At 32.3% G+C, this 24,623-nt stretch carries 19 protein-coding genes; 3 read left to right on the forward strand and 16 right to left on the reverse strand.

The genetic code is table 11. From position 1 onward, the window contains the following. Positions 1-335: 335 nt before the first annotated feature. From ACJBCC_RS02240 to ACJBCC_RS02310, 15 genes are all read right to left on the reverse strand, one after another. On the reverse strand, positions 336-2,336 hold the full coding sequence (locus ACJBCC_RS02240; RefSeq protein WP_407556281.1) for a DUF349 domain-containing protein: 2,001 nt from the start codon (positions 2,334-2,336) through the stop codon (positions 336-338). Between the two features lie 144 nt (positions 2,337-2,480). Beyond that, positions 2,481-3,251 (reverse strand): shikimate dehydrogenase, encoded by a 771-nt coding sequence (locus ACJBCC_RS02245; RefSeq protein WP_299099605.1) that lies wholly within the window; start codon positions 3,249-3,251, stop codon positions 2,481-2,483. Beyond that, positions 3,220-4,239: a DUF368 domain-containing protein gene (locus ACJBCC_RS02250; protein ID WP_407556282.1), complete on the reverse strand. Its 1,020-nt coding sequence runs from the start codon at positions 4,237-4,239 to the stop codon at positions 3,220-3,222. Before ACJBCC_RS02250 ends, ACJBCC_RS02245 begins: the two co-directional genes overlap by 32 nt. Beyond that, the gene (locus ACJBCC_RS02255; protein ID WP_299099609.1) at positions 4,239-5,207 is read right to left on the reverse strand and encodes a DUF368 domain-containing protein; all 969 of its coding nucleotides are present in this window, start codon (positions 5,205-5,207) and stop codon (positions 4,239-4,241) included. Before ACJBCC_RS02255 ends, ACJBCC_RS02250 begins: the two co-directional genes overlap by 1 nt. A 37-nt stretch (positions 5,208-5,244) precedes the next feature. Then, on the reverse strand, positions 5,245-6,651 hold the full coding sequence (locus ACJBCC_RS02260) for a tetratricopeptide repeat protein (RefSeq protein WP_407556283.1): 1,407 nt from the start codon (positions 6,649-6,651) through the stop codon (positions 5,245-5,247). A 161-nt stretch (positions 6,652-6,812) separates the two neighbouring features. Next, on the reverse strand, positions 6,813-7,988 hold the full coding sequence (locus ACJBCC_RS02265; RefSeq protein WP_407556284.1) for an aspartate aminotransferase family protein: 1,176 nt from the start codon (positions 7,986-7,988) through the stop codon (positions 6,813-6,815). After that, complete coding sequence (locus tag ACJBCC_RS02270) at positions 7,989-9,785, reverse strand: OstA-like protein (RefSeq protein ID WP_407556285.1); 1,797 nt, start codon at positions 9,783-9,785, stop codon at positions 7,989-7,991. Positions 9,786-9,868: 83 nt separating this feature from the next. Continuing rightward, positions 9,869-10,450: an outer membrane protein gene (locus ACJBCC_RS02275; protein ID WP_407556286.1), complete on the reverse strand. Its 582-nt coding sequence runs from the start codon at positions 10,448-10,450 to the stop codon at positions 9,869-9,871. A 9-nt stretch (positions 10,451-10,459) separates the two neighbouring features. After that, positions 10,460-11,740, reverse strand: a complete 1,281-nt coding sequence (locus tag ACJBCC_RS02280) for an adenylosuccinate synthase (RefSeq protein ID WP_299099620.1) — start codon at positions 11,738-11,740, stop codon at positions 10,460-10,462. A gap of 9 nt (positions 11,741-11,749) precedes the next feature. After that, on the reverse strand, positions 11,750-12,205 hold the full coding sequence (locus ACJBCC_RS02285; protein ID WP_299099622.1) for a Fur family transcriptional regulator: 456 nt from the start codon (positions 12,203-12,205) through the stop codon (positions 11,750-11,752). Between the two features lie 115 nt (positions 12,206-12,320). After that, positions 12,321-14,528 carry a RelA/SpoT family protein gene (locus ACJBCC_RS02290; RefSeq protein ID WP_407556287.1) on the reverse strand — a complete coding sequence of 736 codons (2,208 nt, stop codon included), beginning with the start codon at positions 14,526-14,528 and terminating at the stop codon, positions 12,321-12,323. 149 nt (positions 14,529-14,677) lie between these two features. Continuing rightward, a complete protein-coding gene (locus tag ACJBCC_RS02295) occupies positions 14,678-15,397 on the reverse strand; it encodes a 3-ketoacyl-ACP reductase (protein WP_299099628.1) in 720 nt (239 codons plus the stop codon). 113 nt (positions 15,398-15,510) lie between these two features. Continuing rightward, a complete protein-coding gene (locus ACJBCC_RS02300) occupies positions 15,511-15,960 on the reverse strand; it encodes an SET domain-containing protein-lysine N-methyltransferase (protein ID WP_299099630.1) in 450 nt (149 codons plus the stop codon). A gap of 14 nt (positions 15,961-15,974) precedes the next feature. After that, on the reverse strand, positions 15,975-17,207 hold the full coding sequence (locus tag ACJBCC_RS02305) for a M48 family metallopeptidase (protein ID WP_407556288.1): 1,233 nt from the start codon (positions 17,205-17,207) through the stop codon (positions 15,975-15,977). Between the two features lie 4 nt (positions 17,208-17,211). Beyond that, positions 17,212-18,009, reverse strand: coding sequence for a TrmH family RNA methyltransferase (locus ACJBCC_RS02310; RefSeq protein WP_407556289.1), 798 nt, complete (start codon positions 18,007-18,009; stop codon positions 17,212-17,214). Between the two features lie 507 nt (positions 18,010-18,516). Between ACJBCC_RS02310 and ACJBCC_RS02315 the strand changes: the two genes are divergently transcribed. The 3 genes from ACJBCC_RS02315 to ACJBCC_RS02325 all read left to right on the forward strand — a co-directional run bounded on the left by ACJBCC_RS02315 (position 18,517) and on the right by ACJBCC_RS02325 (position 23,213). Beyond that, on the forward strand, positions 18,517-19,131 hold the full coding sequence (locus ACJBCC_RS02315; RefSeq protein WP_407556290.1) for a hypothetical protein: 615 nt from the start codon (positions 18,517-18,519) through the stop codon (positions 19,129-19,131). Between the two features lie 160 nt (positions 19,132-19,291). After that, positions 19,292-22,306, forward strand: coding sequence for a choice-of-anchor L domain-containing protein (locus ACJBCC_RS02320; protein WP_407556291.1), 3,015 nt, complete (start codon positions 19,292-19,294; stop codon positions 22,304-22,306). Between the two features lie 106 nt (positions 22,307-22,412). Beyond that, entirely contained in the window at positions 22,413-23,213 is an 801-nt protein-coding gene (locus ACJBCC_RS02325) for a hypothetical protein (RefSeq protein WP_407556292.1), read from the forward strand. A 90-nt stretch (positions 23,214-23,303) separates the two neighbouring features. On the opposite strand, the gene ACJBCC_RS02330 is transcribed toward ACJBCC_RS02325, so the two are convergent. Beyond that, positions 23,304-24,614, reverse strand: a complete 1,311-nt coding sequence (locus ACJBCC_RS02330; protein ID WP_407556293.1) for an amidohydrolase family protein — start codon at positions 24,612-24,614, stop codon at positions 23,304-23,306. Positions 24,615-24,623: the final 9 nt, after the last annotated feature.

The following is a 24,623-nucleotide window of genomic DNA, read 5'->3' on the forward strand; positions in this document are numbered from 1 at the left end:
TAAAATCCGGTGGTTGCATTTTAAGTTAGGCTCTTTTTGAAAAAATAATACGTGAATTTATTTGTTTTTATTATCTGATATACAGCTTTTTATGCGTTTTAGAGTTTAATCAGTTTTATTTATTTCTTAAAAAGGGCACAGCAAAACATCCAAAACTAGATTTTCTGCGTAAATAATGTATATAAAAGCTAATGCTTTTATTTCTTAGTAGGAAATCTTAATTATTATTTTAAGCGGTTGTAATTAAGGTTAATTTAGTTTAGTTAGGGCAAAACCCATCTGTTGAGGCAGATGGGTTTTGATTTTTTATATATAATTCTTAAAGTATTGTACGATTATTTATACATGCCTTTAACCTTAGTCAGCTTAGCCTTCCAAGTATCTAATTCATTTTTGTGATTAGCAATGTTCTTGTGTACATCTTTTACTAATGGATTATCTGCTTTAACATTAGAGAAAAATTGTAAGTTGTTTTCTAATTGATTAATTTCAGATTTAATCTCGCTCATACGTTTTTTGATAAAGTTATATTCGTTATCAAGTAATCTTGTATCATCAGGATTTGCTAGATTTTCAAGTTTGCTGTCAAACTTAATCATCTCTAATTTGGTTTTATCCATTTTAAGCTTATCAAACGTATCATCAATAGCTTTGTAGAATTTGCCATCAATATAACGTTTGCTTTGTGGTACATGTCCTATGGCTTTCCATTCCGATATTTTTGATTTTAAAATCTCAATATCAGCTTTAGGGTCTTCAGTAAGTTTCATGGCTTTTAGATCATCTAACAACTTAACTTTTTTATCAAAAGCATCAAATAAGTGTTGGTCTTCAGCTTTACGAGCAGCATGCATTCTATCAAAATAGTGGTTACATGCATTTTTAAACTGCTTCCAAATTTTATCACTGTCTCGTCTAGGTACATGGCCAATTTTCTTCCACTCATTCTGAATTTTTTTCATTAATGGTGTTACAGTCTTATAATCGTCACTATCCTTATTGTCTTCTGCAACTTGAATTAATTCCTTTTTCTTTTTAAGATTTTCGTATTGGTCTTTCTTTAAGTCTTTATAAAAACTATTTTTTCCTCTATTAAAGGTTCTAACAGCTTCTTTAAACTTAGCCCAAGTTGCTTCGTTAACCTTAATTGGTACTTTTCCAGCTTTAAAAAATGCGTCTCTTAACGCTTCAATTTCCTTTATTTTTTTCTGCCATGCACTATGAGAGTTGTTTTTATCCTCAGCAATTGCTGAAATTTGTGCTATAATTTCTTCTTTTCGCTCAAGATTTTTCTCGTGAGCCTTATCCATGTCTGCATAGTAGGCTTGGCGCTTATCATGTATTGCTTTAGTGGCATTGCTAAAACGTTCCCAAATGGTTTCTCTATGCTCTTTGCCTACAGGTCCAAGTTCTTCTTTCCACAATTTGTGTAAAACTTGTAATTCTCTAAACGAACGATTAGTGTTTTCGTCTTGAGCTAACTCTTCCGCGCGTTCTATAATTTTTAATTTTTGATCATAGTTGTGCTTAAAATCCATATCTCTCAAATCATTATTGAGATGTAAAAAGTCATAAAAACGTTCTACATGATGATGGTATGTATTCCAAGCATTATTGTACTTGTCTCTAGGAATAGGACCAGCATTACGCCACTTTTCTTGAAGTTCTTTGAAGTTTTTATAGGTTGTACCCATATTCTCTTCAACACTAAGTAATCCCTTAATATCTTCAATAATCTGCAATCTATTATCTAAATTAAATTTAAGGTTTTGCTCTCGTTCCTTGTAATATGCGTTAATGGATTGCTTGTATTCTTTATAAAGTGAATTAAACTGTTTTTTAGTATCGTTGGAGTAGTAAAAGTCCATTTCTACACCACCATCTGCGATAAACTCTTCCTTTTTTTCGTCTAGAAGTTCACTGTATTTAGCGTTGAATTCAGATTTTATATCATTAATGTTCTTAGATATAGTCTGTACTTTATGATGCTTTAGAAGTCTGTTAAATTCCGTCACTAACTCCGTCATAGACATAGCGTGGTAATCTTTTTCTTCTACTTCGTGTCGTTCTGCATTCGATTCATCTTCTGCATCCTCAGCGTTAGAAGCTTCGATTTCCTCAACATGATCATCCTTTGAGTCGTCTTCTGAATTGGCAGGTGTTTCAGTCTCCTCTTCTTCAGATTTTACTTCTTCAGTTGATTCTGAAATATCACTTGCTGATTCTATCTCAGATTCAGTTTCAACTATTTTAGCTGTTTCATGTGTTGGAGTAGTCTCTGTAGATTCTACTTCTTTTGTTCCTTCTGCATCTAGCAGGTTATCATTCTCAGACATAAGTCAATTATTTTATAGGAGTTAAAGATACTAACAGTTGTTAGATAAACAAAGGAAATGCTTATAGAGCTTATATTTTATGACTTATATCAACTCAGATTGCCTTTTGTCGATTATATCATTAACGGAATTGTTTTAAAATCATTATTTCGACTTGAGATCGAGCCATATTTCCCACGATTTTTCGGCTTGTAAACGCAGCATTTCTAATCCATTAATTGTTGTTGCTCCTTTTTTAAAGCCATAATTAAGGAATTTAGTTTGTTCAGGATTATATATCAAATCGTATAAAATATGATGCTCAGATAAACCACTATATGGCAAATCAGGACATTCTTCTATGTTTGGAAACGTACCAATAGGTGTGCAATTAATGATAATAGTATAATCTGAAATAATGTTTTCGGTTAAATCTGAATATGAAAATGTCACGCCTTTTTTATGAGATCGTGAAACAAAATCGAACTGAATTTTTAGCTTTTTTAGAGCGTAGGCAATTGCCTTAGAAGCACCTCCTGTTCCTAATATTAAAGCTTTTTTATGATGTGATTTTAAATGTGGCTTAAGAGAGTTTTTAAATCCATAATAATCGGTATTGTAACCAACTAGTTTTCCTTTTTTTGAAAACTTAATAGTATTTACTGCGCCAATTTTTTCTGCCGTCTTATTTAATTTATCAAGTATAGGAATAACTTCTTCTTTGTAAGGAATAGTAACGTTTACACCTTTTAAATTTGATGTATTTTCAATTATTGATTTAAGATCATCAATGGTTTGTAAATCAAAATTCACGTAGGAGTGTGGTAAATTTTCAACTTTGAATTTTTCGGCAAAATATCCTCTAGAAAAAGAGTAAGATATATCTCTACCTAACAGGCCAAATTTAAATTTTATTTTTTCTTGTTTTGTCTCCATACCATTCTAGTCCTAATACTATAAGAATTCCGAAGGCAATATAAACAATTGCTATATAAGTTTCGCTGTTGAGTTCTGGTAAAAAACGCTGATAATTGATGATTATTTTTTTTCCGGCTGAATGTAATACAAATGAGCCATCACTATCGGTTTTGTAAATAGTTTCTTTCCATGGCCAAACTACACCAAGAGAACCAATAATAAAACCCATAATGGTTGCCAACGTAATGTTTTTATAATGTTTTAAAATATAATTTAAAATATGAGAAAAAGTAACTAAGCCTGCAACTGAACCTACGGTAAATACAGTTAATACCTTTAAAAGTCTAATACGAACTTCGTTATGTATAAATTCAAAATTACCACTAATTATATCATAAATAGTGTCAAAAAGGGCGTTGACAGAATCTACTAATAGTAATACATAGTTGCCCAAAATTATTAGAATAAATGACCCTGAAAATCCTGGTAGCGTCATGCCAGAAACACTAATAATGCCACAGAAGAACACGAAAAAAAGATTGTCATTTTCAGTAGCTGGATCTAAAAAACTTATACTAACACCAGCAATAGCACCTAGAGTTAAAGCTAAAATTGTGTTTTTATTCCATTCTTTAAATTCTTTACTTATATAATATATGGAACCTAGAATCATTCCGAAGAATGTGCTCCAAACATATAATTCGTAGTGCACAATAAGGTAATCTAAGATTTTAGAGACACTGAAGTAACTTATAATCATTCCTAAAAATAGGAGGCTTAGAAATTTACCATTGATGTAGCGAAAAAAGCTTTTAAAACGACCGTTAAATAATAGCTTAAATGCTTTTTTATTAACGCGCTGTAAAGAATAAATAAACTCTTCATAAAAACCAGCTACAAAAGCAACCACACCACCAGATACGCCAGGAACTTTATTTGCTGCTCCCATGGCTAAACCTTTAATGACCAAAAATAAACGATCTTTAAAGCTTCTGGTGCTTTGCATTATACCTCGTTTTTTTGTTTGCCTAAGGTTTCTAATAATAGAATTGCCCCAAAACCAATAACAATAAATACAATAGCTAATACCATTTCGTTGTCACCAACGTAAGATGTAGGTAAAATACTTCTATCGAGTAAAGTGACTACTTCACCTTCTGAATTTACACGTGTTTTTAACACTTCTTTCCATGGCCAAATCTTGTTTAATGAACCAATCATAAAACCGGTTAAGATTGCTAATGTGAGGTTTTTTTTGTGTTTAAACATCCAATTAAGTGCTTTTGAAAATACTTTTAATCCAATAATTGCACCTACCGCGAGTAATAAGAATTTTATAAATGCATCTTTAAAAAGTGCCATGTTACCATTTAGTAATCCATCTCTTAAGTCATTAATTGTATCAATTGCTGTTTGGTATGCACCTAGTATAAGAAGAATAAAAGCACCAGAAACACCTGGTAAAATCATGGCAATTATAGCGATAAAGCCACAAAACAGAAGATATAATGGACTGTCTGGAGACGCAAAAGGCTCTGCTAATGTTATAAAATAGGATAAGACTGATGTAATTATTATGGCAATAATAACTTTTATAGACCATCCTTTAATTTGTTTGGCGATATAAAGTATGCTAGCCAAAACAAGTCCAAAAAAGAATGACCAAAGCAAAATCGGTTCATGATGTAATAACCATTTTATGAGTTTTGCTAATGACAAAATACTGATGGCAATCCCAGAAAATAAGGCTAATAGGAAGTTTCCGTTAATGGAATTCCAAGCGGTTTTAAAACCTTCTTTTTTCCAAACTTTTAAAAAGCCAAGGTTAACTTTATCTATACTTTCTAAAAGCTCTTCGTAAATTCCAGAAATAAATGCTATAGTTCCTCCAGAAACACCAGGCACAACATCGGCTGCTCCCATGGCAATACCTTTGAAAGTAATGACCAAGTAATCTAAAAATCGTCTTTGCATATTTTATAAAAATAAGACTACGAAGGTATGATTTTTTTTAATCTGAAGTCTTTTTAGCTTCAGAAATTATAGCTTTAATTAAAGGTCTATCTGTAAGTTGCGGGAATAATTCTGAAATTATAAAGCTATAATCAATATTAATACGTGTCGCATTTTTTAAATGAAATCTACCTTCTTCACTTTGGTGTACTTTAAAGTAGAGACCCGCTAAACGGTATTCAACTTCTGAATTTTCTGGATAAAACTCTGTGGCCTGTAAAAGATTAAAAATTGCAGCTTGATATTCGCCAAGTGAAATAAGTATATCTGTTCGGTTAAGCCAAGTATCTAATTCGTAATTGCCTAATTCAATAGTACGTTTGTAGCCTTGTTCAGCTTCTTCAAGAAAATTTAAACGTTTATTTACAGTTGCAAATAGTTTCCAATAAAGAACGTTGTCTCCATCAATGGCTACAGCTCTTTTAATGTAATCTAGCGCGTTCTGGTAATCTAGACGCTTCATGTAAAAGCGAGTAATTGCAATCCATCCTTTGTCTAATAATGGATCTTCGTCAATGGTTTTCTTAAAAAATTGAATTGCTAAATCATCTTGATTTAATTTTGAGTAACAATGACCAATTCTTAAAAGGGCAAATGAAGTAGGATCTTCTAAAGCAAGTGTGATTTTATAATTTTCTATGGCTTCGTCATGCTTTTTAAGTTTTTCTAAAACTTTACCTTTTTCAATATATGCACCAACGAAGGTGTCGTCAGAAATAATAGCAAAATCAAAAGCTGCGTTGGCTTTAGCATATTCATCAATAGCAAAATATTGCCTTCCTAATTGATGCCAAGCAACTTCGCAATAAGGATTGGTATCTAAGAAATTATTTAAATAATCTATTGCTTCTTCATTAAGATTTAAAAAATCATAACAATAAATAATGTTATGTAAAGCAGAATAATCTGAAGTGTCACTTTCTAAACATTTTTTGAAATATATAATCGCTTTATCAAACTTATCTAAAAACAGATATTCCATACCAACCAAGGCGTATAAATCTGCATCATCTGATGGTGTGTTAGATATCTCAATTGCTATGAGTAACGTATCAATAGCTTTTTGATGCTCATCTTGTTTAGAGAGCACATTTGCTTTTTGAATATAAATCTCTTCGTTTGTAGGCTCTAAATTGTGAAGTTTATCTAATAAATCATCAGCTTCTGAAAATTTATTTTCAATGACCATAATTTCAACTTGAAATAATCTCAAGTTGATAGAAGTTGGATGTTGTTCTAAGCCTAATTTTATAGCGCGTTTTGATAAGGCAATTTTGCCATTCTCCAAGTAATGATGAATTATATTTTCAAACTCATTTGAGTCAAAGAACAAAATATCATTTGTCTTTAACATCGATTCAAATCGAGTAAGCGGAAAATTTTCGTCGTCGCGACTGTATTGCATAAAAGGTTTAGTAATTCTTTGAAATAAAATTACAGTTATCCTTTGTTCGAGATGATTTTTTGAACTAATGTTTTTAACAAAGTAGTTAACATTGAAATAGTTGTTTACTTAAGTTTGTCTAAACAACTGGTATTTAGGTTTTTTAAAAACTTAAAATAATTTTATATCTCGTCTAATATTGAAGTGATTATACCGCAACCTTCAATTATTTCTTCGTTAGAAATGGTTAAAGGAGGTGTAATGCGTATGGCTTTAGGTTCAAAAAGTAACCAAAATAAGATGAGGCCATGCTCCTTAGCTTTTAAAATTACTTGATTTGTGATTGCTTCGTTTTCAGTAAAAGCGGCTAACATTAATCCGCGTCCTCTTACTTCTTTGATATGTTTATGCTTAAGATATTTCCTTATTAATTGTTCTTTCTCTAAGGCTTCTGCCATGAGATTGGATTCTGTAATTTCTTTTAAAGTTGCTAGTGCAGCAGCAGCAATTACTGGATTACCACCAAAGGTAGTTATATGGCCAAGTTTAGGATTGTCACTTAATGTGTTCATCATTTTCTTTGAAGCTGAAAAGGCACCAATAGGTAATCCTCCTCCTAAACCTTTACCTGTAACAACGATATCTGGTTGACAATTATAATTATCAAAACCAAATAATTTTCCTGTTCTTCCGATACCTGGTTGAATTTCATCTAAAATAAAAACGGCACCAACCTCATTACAACGCTTTTGTACCTTGGTCAAATATTGATCTTTTGGTTCAATAAAACCTGCACCACCTTGAATGGTTTCTAAAATAACGGCTGCTGTGTGTTCTGTAATTTGAAGTAAATCGCTCTCTAAATTAAATTCAATATGTTTAATATCTGGTATTAATGGGTAAAATGGTTTTTTACGTTCCTCAAAATCCATTAAACTTAATGAGCCCAATGTGTTTCCGTGATATGCGTTTTTTGCTGCTATTATTTCTGAACGACCAGTAAATCGTCTCGCCAATTTTAAGCTACCTTCTATAGCTTCTGTTCCTGAGTTAACTAGATAAGTAGAGTTGATATTATCTGGTAAATGTTTTGCTAATAACTTTGTCAGTTCTACAGCGGGATTTAAAATGTACTCACCATAAACCATTACATGAAGATATTTGTCAACTTGGTTTTTTATGGCATTCACAACTTTAGGATGCGAATGGCCTAAACTACATGCTGAAACACCAGCCACAAAATCAAGGTATGCCTTGTCATTGGTGTCATAAATATAAGAACCTTTGGCATGACTAATTTCCATTGCCAATGGATGTGGTGTTGTTTGTGCCTGGTATTTAAAAAAGTCGTGTTTCAATTATTGCCCTGCTTTTTGTGCTTCGTCGTTTAAAGCTTTTTGCTTTTTCTCCCTTTCGGTTAAAGGCGCAACTTTTTCTTTTTTTGGTAAATTACGTGCAGCTTTATTTGCCTTTTTTGGAGCGGATTTACCAGCATCTTTAATACGTTTTTTTGCAGCCTCATCAATAAATTCTTCCGGAGGAATATAAGCTTCTAGCCCTTTTATTACTGGTAACACTAAAGGTGGATCGTCTTTAAACAGATCTTCTACAGACATTGGTCGTTCTTCGCCTCGCCAATCAAAACCTCGTAATCGTTTTCCGGCTTTGGGGAATTCTGATTCTGGAAATAATTCGGCATCCATTTGATTAATAAACCGTGTTTCTACAATTTCTTGATTTTCAATTTGAATATTGATACTTCCCGATTTAGATTTATTAATGCCAACTAATTCATTATTATCATTTCTTAAATAGTAGATGACTTCAGCATTTTTTATGATGTCTACATTATAAAGCTCGTTGTCTCTAAACAAGCCTATTAAACGTTTTCCTTTTATTTGATTATATCCATCTTCACTTATAGTGTCTTTACTTACTAAAAATGCATTTTCAAATACTTTTAATGAATCGAGTTTTTCAGTAACTACATTATTTATTAAATGAATGGTGTCTCCCGTCATTTGGTTGCCAATATTCCATAAAACTGGTTTTCGCTTTGTAGAAAATGCATCAGTAGAGCTAAACCTACTTAGGTTAATCATTTGCGTTAATCCTTTTTTATGGTCTACATGTACTGAATCGGCCTTGCCTGCCATATCGCTTTTATATAGCCTAACGTTATAAAAAGCTCTGGTAATGCGGTTGTTTTCTTTACCTGTGAGCATTAAAGTATCCGCATGCATGTATACCGAATCTCTTTCTTGTATGGTTATTGCTAACGCTCGTTTAGTAATATAAACAGAATCTTTTTCGCGCCATACTTCAGCATAATGGCCTTTTACGATACTTTTATTTAAGGTGTCTGTTACTTTAATATTATTGGTGGCAGATGCGAAATTTATATTCCTATCAAAGTAGAGACTGTCCCCTTCCACAGTCCGATTGTCATAATCTATTTTGGCATTTCGTTGAAAATTACCAACATTGCTATTGGTATCATAAAAACCGCGTTCGCAATAAATTTTATTAGTTTCACCAGTAATTGTTGACGGTCCAAAAAGATAAGCGTGTCCATTTTCGGTAAAAAAATCAAGGCGCTCTGTGTTTAAAGTGTATTGAGGGTTTACAAGAACAACATCATTTAAAAATTGATACTTGCTAGTCGCCATGTAATATCGACCAATTTTGCTTGTAATAGTACCTGAAGAATCTCTTACTACTGAGCCTCCTGTATTGTAATAGGCCTGTTGTTTTATTCTGTCAAAGTGCAGTGTGTCTGTTTTTAGTGTAGATTGTGGTTCCGTTAATATCACATCGCCTCTTGCAAATGCTAACTGTGTTTTTCCACTATATTCAACATATTTAGCGACCATATTAATGGTGTCACCTTGCTTCATAACAACATTACTAAAGGCTTCAAGGTAATCTTGATCTTCATAATAAATTGCTTTGTCACACCAAACGTTAACACCTTTATGAATAAAATGTACTTGTTGAGATTTATCTCTAAGGAAAACTAAAGCACCATCTTCAATGTCTGGAGCCGTTGATGTATTACCTGAATATTCTACAATAATTTTTTGCTTTTCTTGAGCAAAAGCAATTGATGCTATAGAAAAGCAAAAAAATAAGAATAGAATTTTAAAACGTTTCAAAGTCATATATTTTTACAAAATAACACTTAAATGGATTGTATTAGTATGTGTTAACGTTTTTTTTAACAGTAATTAAATTTGAATTACAATCGATAGCCTAAACCAACTTTCAACAGATTGACGTTGGTATTGTATTTTGAGTCAATAACACTATCATCGATATTTATTTTTACAAAGTCGTATTGTATTAGCGCTGTTAATTTGTTTGATAAATCGTAAGACAAACCTGAATTAAAATTAAGTCCTGATTCATTTTTATTCGTCCCAGCGACATTATTATTAATTGCAGTTTCATTGTTTATTACTTTAAACATAAATATACTATAGCCTAATCCTATAAAAGTATGAAATTTAGGAATCGCTGGTAAGGTAAGTTGTGCAAATATTTTAGGCTGAATTGTAAATAAATTGACGTCATAAGGTTGGTTTTGAGCTGATTCTGATTTTTTTAGATAGCCTAAGTTTACAGAACTACCAAAACGAAAAACATCTAAGTTGAAAATATAATACTTCAGTCCTAAATCGCCAATACCGTTATTGTTGGCTCCAACAAAATTATCGTCAATGGGTAAAGGATAACTCAATTCAATAGTAAGTTTTGAATTTTGAGCGTAGCTAACCATTGATACAAAGCATATCATTAAAACAATAAACTTATGCCACATAGAATAAATCTAAATCGTCTTACGAATAATTGTCTGTTTTCTATCTGGTCCTACAGAAACGATAGTAATAGGGATATTTAATTCCTTTTCTAAGAATTCTACATAACCGTTTAAATTATCTGGTAATTGTGATGCCTCAGTCATTCCGGTTAAATCTGCATCCCAACCGTTTACTTCCGTGTAAATAGGAGTAACGTTTTCTTCTTCTATATTGTATGGTAAATGCGTAATAGTTTCGCCTTTATAATTGTATGCTGTACACACTTTTAAGGTTTTAAAACCAGAAAGTACATCACCTTTCATCATAATTAATTGTGTAACACCATTAACTTGGCAAGCGTAGCGTAAAGCTACTAAGTCTAACCAGCCACATCGTCTAGGACGACCTGTTGTAGCACCAAACTCATTACCAACTTTAGCCATGGTTTCGCCATCCTTATCAAACAATTCAGTTGGGAAAGGACCTGAGCCAACACGTGTAGTATATGCTTTAAAAATTCCGAAGACTTCACCGATTTGGTTTGGAGCTACGCCTAAACCAGTACACGCACCTGCAGCAGTTGTATTAGATGATGTTACAAATGGGTATGTACCAAAGTCAATATCTAATAACGACCCTTGGGCACCTTCAGCTAAAATAGACTTACCAGATTGTTGTGCTTGGTGTACATATTCTTCAGAATCAATAAATTCTAAGCTTTTTAATGTTTCAATCGCACTGAAGAAATCAGTTTCTAATTCTTTTAAATCATATTGAATATCTACATCATAAAAAGCAATCATAGCTTCATGCTTATCAGCTAAAGCTCTGTATTTATCTTTCCAATCAGCTAATTCTATATCACCAACTCTAATTCCGTTTCTACCAGTTTTGTCCATATAGGTTGGACCAATACCTTTTAATGTAGAACCAATTTTAGCTTTTCCTTTTGAAGCTTCACTTGCAGCATCCAATAAACGATGCGTTGGCAGTATGATATGCGCTTTTCTAGAAATACAAAGTGATTTTCTGTAATCAACATTTTGTTCTTCTAGCTTATCTAGTTCTTTCTTAAAAATAACAGGATCTATAACGACACCGTTTCCTACAAGGTTCACTTTGCCTTCATGGAAAATTCCAGACGGAATAGTGTGCAAAACATGTTTTTTTCCGTTGAATACTAAGGTGTGTCCAGCATTTGGGCCACCTTGAAAACGTGCAATAATATCGTATTTAGAGGTAAATACATCGACAATTTTTCCTTTGCCTTCGTCTCCCCATTGTAATCCAAGTAGTAAATCTACTGCCATTTTAAAATTTTATTTGTCGTCTTTTTTACGATTACCGTAAAAATATAGTGAATGATTAGTTATTTGAATATCAAAAACTTCTTCGATAGTTTTTTTAATAGATTGAATGCGAGGATCACAAAATTCAATAACCTCACCAGTATCTGTTAGAATTACATGATCGTGATTTTTATCGAAATACGATTTTTCATAATGTGCCTGACTTTGTCCAAATTGATGTTTACGGACTAATGCGCACTCTAACAATAATTCAATAGTGTTATAAAGTGTCGCTCTACTGACGCGATAGTTCTTGTTTTTCATTTTGATATACAAAGATTCTATATCAAAATGTTCTTCACTTTCGTAGATTTCTTGAAGTATAGCGTAGCGCTCAGGTGTTTTTCTATGACCTTTTTCTCCTAAAAATTGTGTAAAAACTCGTTTTACAATTTCTTGATTACTTTCTTCTGTTGTTGCATTCATAATTAAGGAACAAATTTAAGTAATTTTTACATGATACTTATAATAAAAGTAATGATTAAAAATGAAAGAAATGAACAAGTTTTAAAAACAAGTTATAGTTTTGTAAGTGAGGTGTTTAAACTCTTGTAACCTTGTCAATACCGTTAATTTTTTTAAGGTTGTCAATAAGTTTTTTTAACATGGTTTGATTCTTCACGTCTACAGTGATTTTTCCTGTAAAAACACCATCATCACTTGAAAAACTTAGACTTTTCATATTTACATGCATGTTTTCAGAAATAAGTTTAGTGATATGGTTTACTAATCCCATATCATCAATTCCAGATAACTTTAGTTGTGAGGTGTACACTTGCTGAGAGGAATCTATCCATTTGGCTTGTAGTATTCTATACGCATAGTTTGATTGCAGACTCACTGCATTAGGACAATTTTTCTTATGAATTTTTATACCGTCATTAATGGTCAAAAACCCAAATACTTTATCACCTGGAATGGGATTACAACAATTAGCTAGTGTGTAATTTAGTTTCTCTTCTTCTTTACCAAACACAAGCATATCGTATTTAGAAGTTATTTCTTCTTTATGGATATCCTTTGGTACTGAAGGTTTATAGATTTTATTTTTAAAATAACTAACAAATGCATTGCTTCGAGATGAAGCAAAACCTTTTAATTTGGTGTTGTCAATAGTGCCAATTCCAACACGATAAAATAAATCTAAAGATGTATTTAACTTAAAGTAACTTACTAATTCATTGACAGAACTTTCATTTAAAGTTATTTTAAGTTGTTTTAATTTTCGTCTTAATATCTCTTTTCCTTCCTCTGCTATAAGTTTGGTATCGGCATTTAGAGCCGATTTAATTTTACTTCTCGCTCTTGCTGTAGTAGCATAATCTAGCCAATTCGCATTAGGTTTGGCGTTTTCTGAGGTCATGATTTCTACACGATCTCCGCTTTGTAACTCATGACTTAAAGGCATTAATTTACCATTGACTTTAGCACCTCTTGTTTTCATGCCAACTTCGGTATGAATACTAAAAGCGAAGTCTAATGGTGTAGCACCTTTTGGTAGTGATTTTAAGTCGCCTTTTGGAGAAAAGACAAATATTTCTTTTGAATATAAATTCAATTTAAACTGCTCAACAAAGTCTACAGCATCAGCTTCGTTATTTTCTAAGGCCTCTTGTAGTCTATTTATCCATAAATCGAGATTATCTTCTTTATCATTAGCATTTTTGTACTTGTAATGTGCAGCATAACCTTTCTCAGCGATCTCGTTCATTCGTTCACTACGTATCTGAACTTCGACCCAACGACTTTTTGGACCAACTACTGTAATATGAAGGGCTTCGTAACCGGTTGATTTTGGAGAAGAAATCCAATCTCTTAGTCTAATTGGGTTCGGCGTAAAATGATCTGTAACGATGGAATAAATTTTCCAAGCCAAGAATTTTTCGTTAGCAACATCTGACTTAAAAATAATTCTGATGGCGAACTTATCATAGACTTCCTCAAAAGAGACGCCTTGTTTAACCATTTTTCTTCGGATACTGAAAATTGATTTAGGTCGTCCTTTAATTTCATAATGCAAGCCTTCTTTGGTTAGTGAGTCATCGATAACTTTTGAGAACGCTTTAATGTATGCATCTTGATCTTCTTTACTGTCTTTTATTTTTTCTAGAATATCATTATAGACTTCTGGTTCAGTATACTTTAATCCTAAATCTTCGAGTTCAGTTTTAATATTATATAGTCCAATTCTATGTGCTAATGGTGCGTATATGTATAAAGTTTCTGATGCAATTTTAACTTGTTTGTCTGCACGCATAGAATCCATAGTCTGCATATTGTGCAAACGATCTGCAATCTTTATAATAATAACTCTTACGTCATCATTTAAAGTTAATAGCATTTTTCTAAAATTCTCAGCTTGTAAAGACACATCCATGTCTTTTTTTAAGGAAGAAATTTTTGTGAGTCCATCTACAATCCTTGCTACAGTTTCTCCGAATAACTGTTCCATGTCATCAATAGTATAGTCTGGATTGTCTTCTACCACATCGTGAAGTAATGCGGCAGCGATAGATGTAGCATCTAAACCAATTTCTTGAGCCACAATTTTTGCGACAGCAATAGGGTGGAAGATGTAAGCTTCGCCAGATTTGCGACGTTGATCTTTGTGCGCATCAACAGCAACCTCAAAGGCATGACGAATTAATTTCTTATCGTCATCAGTTAAAGTTTGGTAGCTTACTTTAAGTAATTCTTTGTAAGCTTTGGTTATCGCTTTATTTTCTATTTCTATGGCTTCTGGAGTCATAGAACTAAAGTAGTAAAAGGATTTTAATGAGCAATTGTTTTTTTTAAGGAAATTTGGAAAACTATTACATTTTTAGGAATAATACGATTTTCTTCAAAACAACAAAACCCACAATTAAGTGGGTTCTGTATAAAATTTGTTAGACTAAATTACGGATTAGTAGACCATAATGATGCATTTGCCATCATAGCACGTCTTGGTAATTTTAAACCAGACACAATTAATTCGGCAAAATCTTCAGGTTGTAATACGCTGTCTTCAGAATCTTTATTTGCAATACCTAAGTCAATTGACATATCTGAAGCAATGGTACTTGGTGTTAATGTACACACTCTAATATTGTTTTTTCTAACCTCTTTCATTAGGGATTGCGACATGCCAATAACTGCAAATTTAGATGCTGAATATGCAGAAACCGTTGCATTACCAGTTAAACCAGCAGTTGATGAAACGTTTATAATATCGCCTTCATTCTTATCAATTAAATGTGGTAAAACCTCTTTAGTTACGTAATACATTCCCATTACGTTGGTCTGTATAATTTGGCTCCATTGGCTAACTTCCATATCTATAAAAGAACCAAATGCTGCAATACCTGCGTTATTTACTAAGATGTCTATAGAACCTAAAGTGTCTATTAATGTTTTAATGCTTGTCTTAACTTCGTCATAATTACTAACATCAAAAGCAGCGTAAGTTGCATTTACACCAAATGCTTTTAATTCTGAAACTGTAGCTTTTAAAGCTTCTTCATTTCGGCCTGTAATGGCAACATCAATCCCTTCTTTTGCAAATGCAATGGCAGTTGCTTTTCCGAGACCTCTACTTCCTCCTGTAATTATTGCTTTTCTATTTTTTAACTCTGTCATGATTTTATGTTTTCTTTAATTCAAAGTTATAAAAATAGCGCTTGCTTTATGTTATAATAATGTGAAGTTAATACACAATTTTCATAAAAAAGGTAGAGGAGACGTAATTAGGTTTAGTTGGCGTGTTTTTTCCAGTATGGTTTGCCGTAACTGCAAAATATCTCTTCGCCTGCATCTATATTTTTAATGGCTTTAATGCAAACGTTATCGTTGTCATCTAAAGTAATAATGGCATTGTTTTTAAATGAGCTTTCTATTAAACCTTCTGCATCATTGGCATATTTAGCAAAGCAATCAGTATGCATGCTATCCATTATTGAGCCATCGAGAAGATTGATGAAATACCTGTCTTCGTTTCGTTGTGCTCTTTTTTCTGCTTCTTGGTTATTAATAATGTCGCCTTGGAATAATGCAATTATTTCATCTTCAAAAATATCGATAGCAGTAAATAAGCCTTTACCAGCATTTTCAATTTGTGAAGTTTCCGTGTATAAATAATCAGATTCTGCTGCTTCAATGATATTTAAGCTGATATAGTCGTCTTCCTTTTTAGAATTATTCAAGATTTGAGCCGATTTTATTTTTTTAAATTTTGAATGCGTTCTGCAAGTGTAGGATGCGAATAATGCATAAATACATAAGCTTTATGAGGTGTTAAATTGCTTAAACTATTTTTAGATAATTTTTTTAATGACGAAATTAAAGGTTCTGCTTTATACGTGTTTTTAGCATAATCATCTGCTTGATATTCAAAAACGCGCGATACATAATTCATAATAAGTCCTGTGATTTCTTGTATAGGCGAATAAAGTAAACCGAAAGCAATCAGTCCAACGTGAAAACTTGGCATCTCAACACCAATTGCGTTTGAGAGCAATGGATTTGAAACAAAAATAGAAAGAATAAACAGCGTTAAACCTGTGAGTAGGATAGAAGTTACTAAATTAAAAATAATGTGTTTTCGTTTGTAGTGGCCAACTTCGTGTGCTAAAACAGCAACAATTTCTTCATCATCTAGGTCATTAACTAAAGTATCATAAAGTGTAACGCGTTTTTCGTTCCCAAATCCAGAAAAATAGGCGTTGGCTTTTGTACTTCGTTTAGAACCATCGATAATAAAAATCTTTTCGAGATTAAAACCTACAGATTCTGCATAAGCCGAAATTTTAGTGCGCAGTTCGCCTTCTTCTAAAGGGGTTTGTTTATTGAATAATGGCACAATGAGTTTAGAGTAAAACATATTCATAAACACAGTAAAAACGGTTACAATTCCCCAAGCATATAACCAAAATTGATTTCCAGTGATTTGGTAAAACCAAACAATAAGAGAAACAATACCTCCTCCAAGAATAACGGTCATAAGCAAACCTTTCAGTTTATCTAAAACAAAGGTCTTTTTTGTGGTTTTATTAAACCCGAATTTCTCTTCAATCACAAAAGTTTTATAATAACCAAAAGGTGTTGTGACGATGTCGCTAGCAATCATAATAATTCCAAAGAAAATTAAAGCAATGATGATTGGGTTTTCAGAATAACTTCTAGCAATATTATCGACATATTCAAAACCATCTAAAAGTAAAAACCCTAAGGTTAGAGCAAATGAAAATAAAGAGGTTCCTAGTCCGAATTTATAATTTACGGTTTTATAGGCTTGTGATTTTTTGTATTCAGTTTCGTCATAAACATCATTTAAAGCTTCTGGAATTGGGTCATTGTAATGTTTAGCATTTATAGCATCTAAAACTTTATCGATTATAAAGTTGATAACAATAATAGCTATGATGATATAAAAAAGTGTGTTTGCTGTCATTCTGTTATTTAAAATCGCGTTGGCGTTTGGCTTCAAAAATAAGAATTCCTGCAGCAACAGAAACATTCATGGAGTCAATAACGCCTTGCATTGGTATGCTAATATTTTGTTTGGCTGCTTTTCGCCATTCTTGGGTTAATCCTGTAGCTTCTGTACCAACGACGATTGCTGTTGGTAAGGTGTAATCTTGCAGGTGATAGGGTTCTGATTCTTGAAGTATAGCAGAAAAAATATTGAAATTATACTTATGTAAAAAAGCTATCGCTTCCTCTGAGCTTGCCATGGCAATTTCTGTAGTAAATACGCAACCAACACTAGAGCGAATAATATTAGGATTATATAAATCGGATTTTGGATTTGCAATAATCACTGCATCCACATTAGCTGCATCTGCTGTACGTAATAAGGCACCAATATTACCAGGTTTTTCTGGTGCTTCGGCAACTAAAATTAAGGGGTTTTTTGATGTTAGTTTTAAATCTTCAAGCGATTGGGTTTTGGAGTTGACGAGCGCAATAACACCCTCAGTAGTATCTCTATGTGCTAATTTTTGAAATACGTCTTTAGAAATTTCAATAATTTCTATGCCATAAGAACTCATCGCTTTTGCTTCGCTTTCAGAAAATAAATCAGGAAAGAACAAAAGTGTGTCAACCTTGTAACCACCTTTAATGGCAAGGGATAATTCGCGTTTACCTTCAATTAAAAATTGATTCGTTTTTTTACGAGCTCTAGATTTTTCCTTCAGAAGAACCAATTGCTTAATTAATGGGTTTTGTGCGCTTGTTATGGATTTAATCATATAAAATAGTTATCGTATTTAAAGATACTTTTTAATTAAGAATTATGCTCTTAAAGAACTGTAAAGTTAAGAATTTACTGTGTTTGTTTTAATTTATTAGTAAGAAGTCTTCAAACTAAGATTATATGGTTTTATAGTGTACGCACACACATTAATTTGGGACATATTTCCAAAAAAAAATAATGTATCTGCATTTTGGAGCAATTATTGATTAATAAAAAATAGTTGTGACGATCTTAGATTATTATGGTCTAATAATTAGGATATGCGGATGGGGAAAACACCTTTTGGCTTGTTATATTAATAAAAAAAAGAACTTCGTTTAAATAGTTGAAAATGAAAATAATGATTAAAACATATTGCTTTATTATTTTTTTAATAACCAGTTTGTTTTCATATGGTCAAAAAATCTTCTTTCAAAAAAATATAAATTCCACAGCCCAGAATATTTTAGAAGTACAAAAATTAAATATAAGTGGCGATAGTCTTATTCTAGAAAGCAATCAATTGAAAATAATAGAAGTAGATATACTCAATGATGACTATTTGCAGACAATTAGAGTAGATAGTTTAGAGGCTAAGATTGGTCTAAATCATTTGCCATATGGAAATTATGTAATTCAAACCAAAGTAAAAAATCACAATATTGTAATGTATCTTGAGAAGATAAAAGATTTAGACTCAGATATCAGTTATGTAGATATACAACTTAAAGAAAAAATGAGACATATATCTAAATTACCTATTGAGGTTGATGGTAAATACTTTTCATTTTATCGAAATACACTCGAGAATCAAATTGAAGAAAAGAAGATGTATTGGGTGGTATCTGAAACTAATTCTTCATTTTCATCGACTAAAACTATGGGTTTAAAATATCCTGAAGAAATAATTGATTTAATTGTCAAAGTAAAATTAGAAGAACGTACTGAGGTTGGAAAAAATAATAAACTATTGATTTTTGAAGTTTATGATACGGCAGAATTTATGAGTAGACAACTTAGAAATCGAAAATATTATGAAAAAGGAAATTCTACATTTTTTAACGTGATACCATTTTATAGTTCTGAAGACGTAATGGCCAATACTTCTAACAATAATCTCACTTATAATAAATTCTAATTGTTTAGACGCTCTCTAGTTATTAATACGTTTTGCTAACATTCTTAGTGTTTAAAGGTTTAGCAATTAAATTGATTCAATTTAAATAATTTATTCTTAAGGTTGTAGGTGTTTTTTTTGTTTAACTTGTTCTATAGTTAAATCATCAATCCAACCAATTATGAAACAAAAATTACTTTTCTTTCTATTTACAATACTTACAACACTACTATCTTTTTCTCAAGTCGCGAATGGACCACAATTAATGGAATTGTGTGATGATGGTAATTATACTGGTACAGCTACGTTTGATTTAGCTCAACTAGAGGTACAAATTTTAGGAACACAAAGTCCTAATGATTATGACCTCTCTTATCATCTGTCTCAAGCGGATGCTGATGCAAATGTTAATCCTATTCCTATTATTTATACCAATACAGCTAATCCGGAGACTATTTTTGCGAGAGTCACAGAAAATAGCTCAGGTAATTTTGCTACAACAGATGTTACTCTCATCGTTAATATGTTACACCACGTAAGTATAGAGGATTATAGTATATGTTCAGGTACTTCTGTAACATTGTTCACTAATTTGGAAGGAAGTAACTATACATTTAATTGGTATTTAGACGGTTTTATTTTAATGGGTGAAGAAAACTCCTTCTTAACGGTGAACCAGCCAGGTATTTATGAGGTGTATGTCACTGATTTAGTTAATGGATGTACAGCTAATGATTTAAGTACAGTTTCAGAAGGTGCATTGACATTGAACGTGCCAACACCATTAAATATTTGTGATGATGATTTAGATGGTTTTGCTCAATTTGACTTCACTGTTAAAAATGATGAGATATTAAATGGTCAAAATGACATATTGCTAACGTATCACGAAACCCAAAGTGATGCCGATAGTGGAATGAATGCTCTTGCTTCTCCTTATGCTAATATTACCCCAAATATTCAAACTATTTTTGCTAGAGGAGAGAATTTGGCTGGTGATTGCTTTTCAACAATCTCATTTGAAATTATAGCAGAAGATTGCTCGGTAGATCCAAATGTTATAGTAGATGAAACTACATACACTGTAAATGAGCTAGTGGAAAATGTTTTGCTTGATGGTCAATGCAGTCAGGTTTTTAATATAACATATTCTACAGGTATTAATTTTGGAACTCAAGAACCTAATGGAATAGGGTATTTTACTTCTAATGGAATTGATTTTCCATTTACAGAAGGCTTAATACTTTCTAATGGAAGTGCCATTGATGGTTCTGGGCCAAACGATAGTAACCATAGTAGTGGAAGTAACCAATGGCCTGGAGATGTTGACTTGGAGAATGCAACAGGAATTCAGTCTTCAAACAATGCAACGATAATAGAATTTGATTTTATACCAGTAGTTAATGAAATAAATTTTGAATTCTTAATGGCATCCGAGGAATATGACCAAAACACTTTTGAATGCAGTTTCTCCGATGCGTTTGCTTTTTTGCTTACAGATTCTCAAGGTATTACTACCAATCTTGCCGTTTTACCAGGAACACAGACACCTATATTAGTCACAAATGTGCACCCACAAAACAATTCATGTGATGCTATAAATGAAAACTATTTTGGAGGTTATATTTCTGAGAACACAGGCCCTATTGGTTATAATGGAATGACAACAGTCTTTAATGCGCAAACTCCTGTTATTATTGGTGATTCATATCATATTAAATTAGTAATTGCAGATGCCTTAGATTCTGCATTCGATAGTGCTGTGTTTTTTAAAGCTGGCAGTTTTGATGTTGGTGATTTATGTAATGATATAGGTTTAATTAATGTAAAAGCTTTTAATGATAGTAATAATAATGGAATATTAGATACAGGCGAAACCGATTTTTCAAATGGTTATTATACGTATGAAAAAAATAATGATGGAGTAATCAATGAAGTAAATACATCTAATGGTAATTTTTCAATAGTAAGCACAAACGAAAACGATACTTTTAGTGTGTCATTTAATGTGTATGATGAATATTCTAGCTGTTTTACACAGAATATAAGTTCTTATGATGGAATAAGTGTGTTAAATGGAAACTTAATCACTATAGAATTTCCTATTACAGATAATTTGATATGTGAAGATTTAGCGCTTTATTTAGTGAATCCATCAGAGTCTCCAAGACCTGGTTTTGATTTTGAGAATCAACTTATAATTGAAAATATGGGATCTACAGTAATTACATCAGGAACAGTTGAGTTTACTCATGATGATTTATTAACTGTTAATAACATTACCAATCTTAATCCTAATTATACAACAACAACGACTGCAACAGGATTTACGATAGATTTCACGGATTTAGCTCCTGGTCAAAGTGAAATTGTAAATATCTCTTTGTATTGCCCAACAGGTGTAAGTTTAGGAGAATTGGTTACAAATACACTTACTTATATTACAGATACTAATGATTTATTCTCTGACAATAATACCTCCTCATTATCTGAAACAGTCATTGGGTCGTACGATCCTAACGATAAAATGGAATCTCATGGAAAAGATATCGTTTATGATGATTTTGTAACTTCAGATGAATATTTATACTATACTATTCGTTTTCAAAATGTAGGAACAGCAGAAGCAATTTTTATTAGAATAGAAGATGAATTAGATGCGCAATTAGATGAAAGTACATTCCAAATGTTACGTTCTAGTCATGATTATCAGGTTACCAGAACCGGTAATAACTTAGAATGGTATTTTGATGATATCAATTTACCAGCAGAACAAGATGATGCAGAAGGAAGTAATGGGTTTGTTTATTTTAAAATAAAACCAAATCCTGGATACAGCATTGGCGATATTATTGAAAACACAGCTTCTATTTATTTCGATTATAATGCACCTATTATTACCAATACCTATCAAACTGAATTTGTTGAAACATTATCTGTAGCAGGTTATGATAAGACTGGGTTTACGCTTTTCCCAAATCCAGCAAAAGGAGAAGTAACGATTCAATTAGCTAATTCTAATTTTGAATCTGGAAAAGTTTCGGTTTTCGATATCCAAGGCAAAATGATTTTGAAAGACATCAAACTTCAAGAACAATCTTCAACTTTAGATATTTCAAATTTAGAAAGTGGATTGTATTTTGTTGAATTAACAGCAGGAAACGCCAAGACTATTGAAAAATTAATGGTCGACTAAACGAACGTAGTTACTATAGGATTAAAAAAGCTTCAGATAAATTCTGAAGCTTTTTTGTAATGTATGCTAATTATTCGCGTCAAACCAATCAACTTAAAACTTAATCATGAAAAAAATATTACCTCTATTAGCTTTTGCAATTTTTGTTTCTGCTTGTAAAAATGAACCAAAACAAGAGCCAGAAATGAAGACAGAAGCTGTTACAACAGAAGAAATCACAACCAGTATTTATCCAGAATCTATCACTAAAGTATTTAATGCTCACGGAAGCATTGAAACATGGAATAAAATGCAAACACTGTCTTTTTCTATTGATAAACCAACAGGAAAAGAAGTTATTACTGAAAACTTAAAAACAAGAGCAGAACAAATTGATACGCCAAATTACACACAAGGATTTGATGGAACAACGCTTTGGGTTAATGAAAAAGATGGAAAAGAATATAAAGGAAAGCCAAAATTTTATAGAGGTTTAATGTTTTATTTCTATGCCATGCCTTTTGTATTAGCTGATGATGGTATTAAATACGAAACTACAGAACCATTGGTTTTTGAAGGTAAATCATATCCAGGAATTTTAATTTCTTACGAAGATGGCATTGGTGCATCATCAGAAGACCAATACAAGATTTTTTATGATGCTGAAACCGGAAAAATGGAATGGTTAGGTTACACGGTAACATATGGTAAAAACGAAGGAAGTGAAGATTTTCATTTTATAAGATATAATAATTGGCAAACCGTTAATGGTTTAGTAGTGCCAGCTAGCATTGATTGGTACAAGTATGAAAATAACATACCAACAGAAAAACGAAATACAGTTGCCTTTACAGATGTTGTACTTTCTGAAAAAGCGCCAGATGCAAAATTATTTATGCAACCAGAAGGTGCAAAAGTGATTGAGTAATGTATATAAATTTTAGATGAGGTTTTTTACTTCATTCTGAATGAAAAAAGCGAGCCATTAGGCTCGCTTTTTTTATAATCTAAGTGTTGGTTATTTTTTCTCTGAGAGTTTCTCAGAATAGCGTTTCCAAAGTTCAGTTTGGTGTGTTTCTAAACTTAAGTTTCTACCATCGATAAAAGCATGCGTTAATATATTTGTTCGCATATCTAAAGCATCGCCTTCACTGATAAAAAGTGTTGCGCTTTTGCCAACTTTTAGCGTACCATACAAATCGTCAATGCCTAATATCTTAGCTGGATTTTCAGTAATTAATTGCAAGGCTTGTGCTTTTGTTAATCCATGAGCAACCGTTGTACCTGCATAAAATGGAAGGTTTCTAGAGTTCATGCGTTCCATTTGTCCGCTTGGCTCTAAAGCTACTAAAACGCCTGCGTCAACTAATGTTTTTGCAAGTTTAAAAGGTAAATCGTAATCATCATCTTCCAAATCTGGTCTTGTATGTACACGTCTTAAAAAAACGGATACATTATTCTCTTTTAAGAAACTGGTTAATTTATCAGCTTGGTAAGCACCAACAATAGTAATTTTAGAAACCCCTTGTGCTTTAGCAAAATTAACAGCATCGGTAATTCCTTTTTCGTCATTCACATTAATGTATAAACGTTTAGAACCATCAAACAAACCAGACATAGCTTCGTATGGCAAATGCGATTCCTTTTTATCCCCTTTATTGTAGCTTTTAGATTCTGTAAAATAAGCTTCTAATTCTGTAACTTGTTTGTTGTATTGCTTATTAGGTTTTAATCCAGCATCTTCGCCTAACCACCAGCGACCACGACTGAAGCTGCTTGGCCAATTCATGTGGATACCATCATCCATTTTTATAGCTGCATCTTCCCAGTTCCAAGCATCATATTGCACTACAGATGAGGTTCCAGAAATTCGTCCACCTCTTGGTACAACTTGTCCTAACAACACACCATTTGGTCGCATAGATTCCACAACTTTAGATTCTGTGTTGTAGGCAATAATACTTCTAATGTGCGGATTATAAGTTCCAAGTTCTGATAAATCATCAGAGGCTTTTACAGCATCTACTTCTACCAAACCAAGTGTTCCATTAGCGACAATAAATCCAGGATAAACGTGTTTGTCTTTAGCGTCTATAATCGTCATGGCTTGTTTGGTAAGTGGTGCAGATGCTTCTGGTCCTATGGTTGTTATTTTACCATCACTAACTACAATTATACTGTTTTCAATAACAGTTCCATCGCCAATATGAGCGGTTGCACCTACAATAGCAAAATCTTTGGTTTGCTCTGGTGCAGGTGTTTGCTGTGCGAAACTTAATGTAATGCACAATAAAAATAAAGTTATATGTATGTAATTTAAAGTTTTCATATCTAATTT

This window comes from Winogradskyella sp. 4-2091 (assembly GCF_045765065.1).
Classification (GTDB): Bacteria; Bacteroidota; Bacteroidia; order Flavobacteriales; family Flavobacteriaceae; genus Winogradskyella.

What these genes read in the sequence shown, in the direction of transcription:
- ACJBCC_RS02310 (WP_407556289.1), bottom strand. Translation starts at nt 18,009, where the DNA reads ATGATTAAATCCATAACAAGCGCACAAAACCCATTAATTAAGCAATTG.
- ACJBCC_RS02245 (WP_299099605.1), bottom strand. Translation starts at nt 3,251, where the DNA reads ATGGAGACAAAACAAGAAAAAATAAAATTTAAATTTGGCCTGTTAGGT.
- ACJBCC_RS02250 (WP_407556282.1), bottom strand. Translation starts at nt 4,239, where the DNA reads ATGCAAAGCACCAGAAGCTTTAAAGATCGTTTATTTTTGGTCATTAAA.
- ACJBCC_RS02290 (WP_407556287.1), bottom strand. Translation starts at nt 14,528, where the DNA reads ATGACTCCAGAAGCCATAGAAATAGAAAATAAAGCGATAACCAAAGCT.
- ACJBCC_RS02240 (WP_407556281.1), bottom strand. Translation starts at nt 2,336, where the DNA reads ATGTCTGAGAATGATAACCTGCTAGATGCAGAAGGAACAAAAGAAGTA.
- ACJBCC_RS02260 (WP_407556283.1), bottom strand. Translation starts at nt 6,651, where the DNA reads ATGCAATACAGTCGCGACGACGAAAATTTTCCGCTTACTCGATTTGAA.
- ACJBCC_RS02325 (WP_407556292.1), top strand. Translation starts at nt 22,413, where the DNA reads ATGAAAAAAATATTACCTCTATTAGCTTTTGCAATTTTTGTTTCTGCT.
- ACJBCC_RS02255 (WP_299099609.1), bottom strand. Translation starts at nt 5,207, where the DNA reads ATGCAAAGACGATTTTTAGATTACTTGGTCATTACTTTCAAAGGTATT.
- ACJBCC_RS02305 (WP_407556288.1), bottom strand. Translation starts at nt 17,207, where the DNA reads ATGACAGCAAACACACTTTTTTATATCATCATAGCTATTATTGTTATC.
- ACJBCC_RS02295 (WP_299099628.1), bottom strand. Translation starts at nt 15,397, where the DNA reads ATGACAGAGTTAAAAAATAGAAAAGCAATAATTACAGGAGGAAGTAGA.
- ACJBCC_RS02320 (WP_407556291.1), top strand. Translation starts at nt 19,292, where the DNA reads ATGAAACAAAAATTACTTTTCTTTCTATTTACAATACTTACAACACTA.
- ACJBCC_RS02330 (WP_407556293.1), bottom strand. Translation starts at nt 24,614, where the DNA reads ATGAAAACTTTAAATTACATACATATAACTTTATTTTTATTGTGCATT.
- ACJBCC_RS02275 (WP_407556286.1), bottom strand. Translation starts at nt 10,450, where the DNA reads ATGTGGCATAAGTTTATTGTTTTAATGATATGCTTTGTATCAATGGTT.
- ACJBCC_RS02285 (WP_299099622.1), bottom strand. Translation starts at nt 12,205, where the DNA reads ATGAATGCAACAACAGAAGAAAGTAATCAAGAAATTGTAAAACGAGTT.
- ACJBCC_RS02280 (WP_299099620.1), bottom strand. Translation starts at nt 11,740, where the DNA reads ATGGCAGTAGATTTACTACTTGGATTACAATGGGGAGACGAAGGCAAA.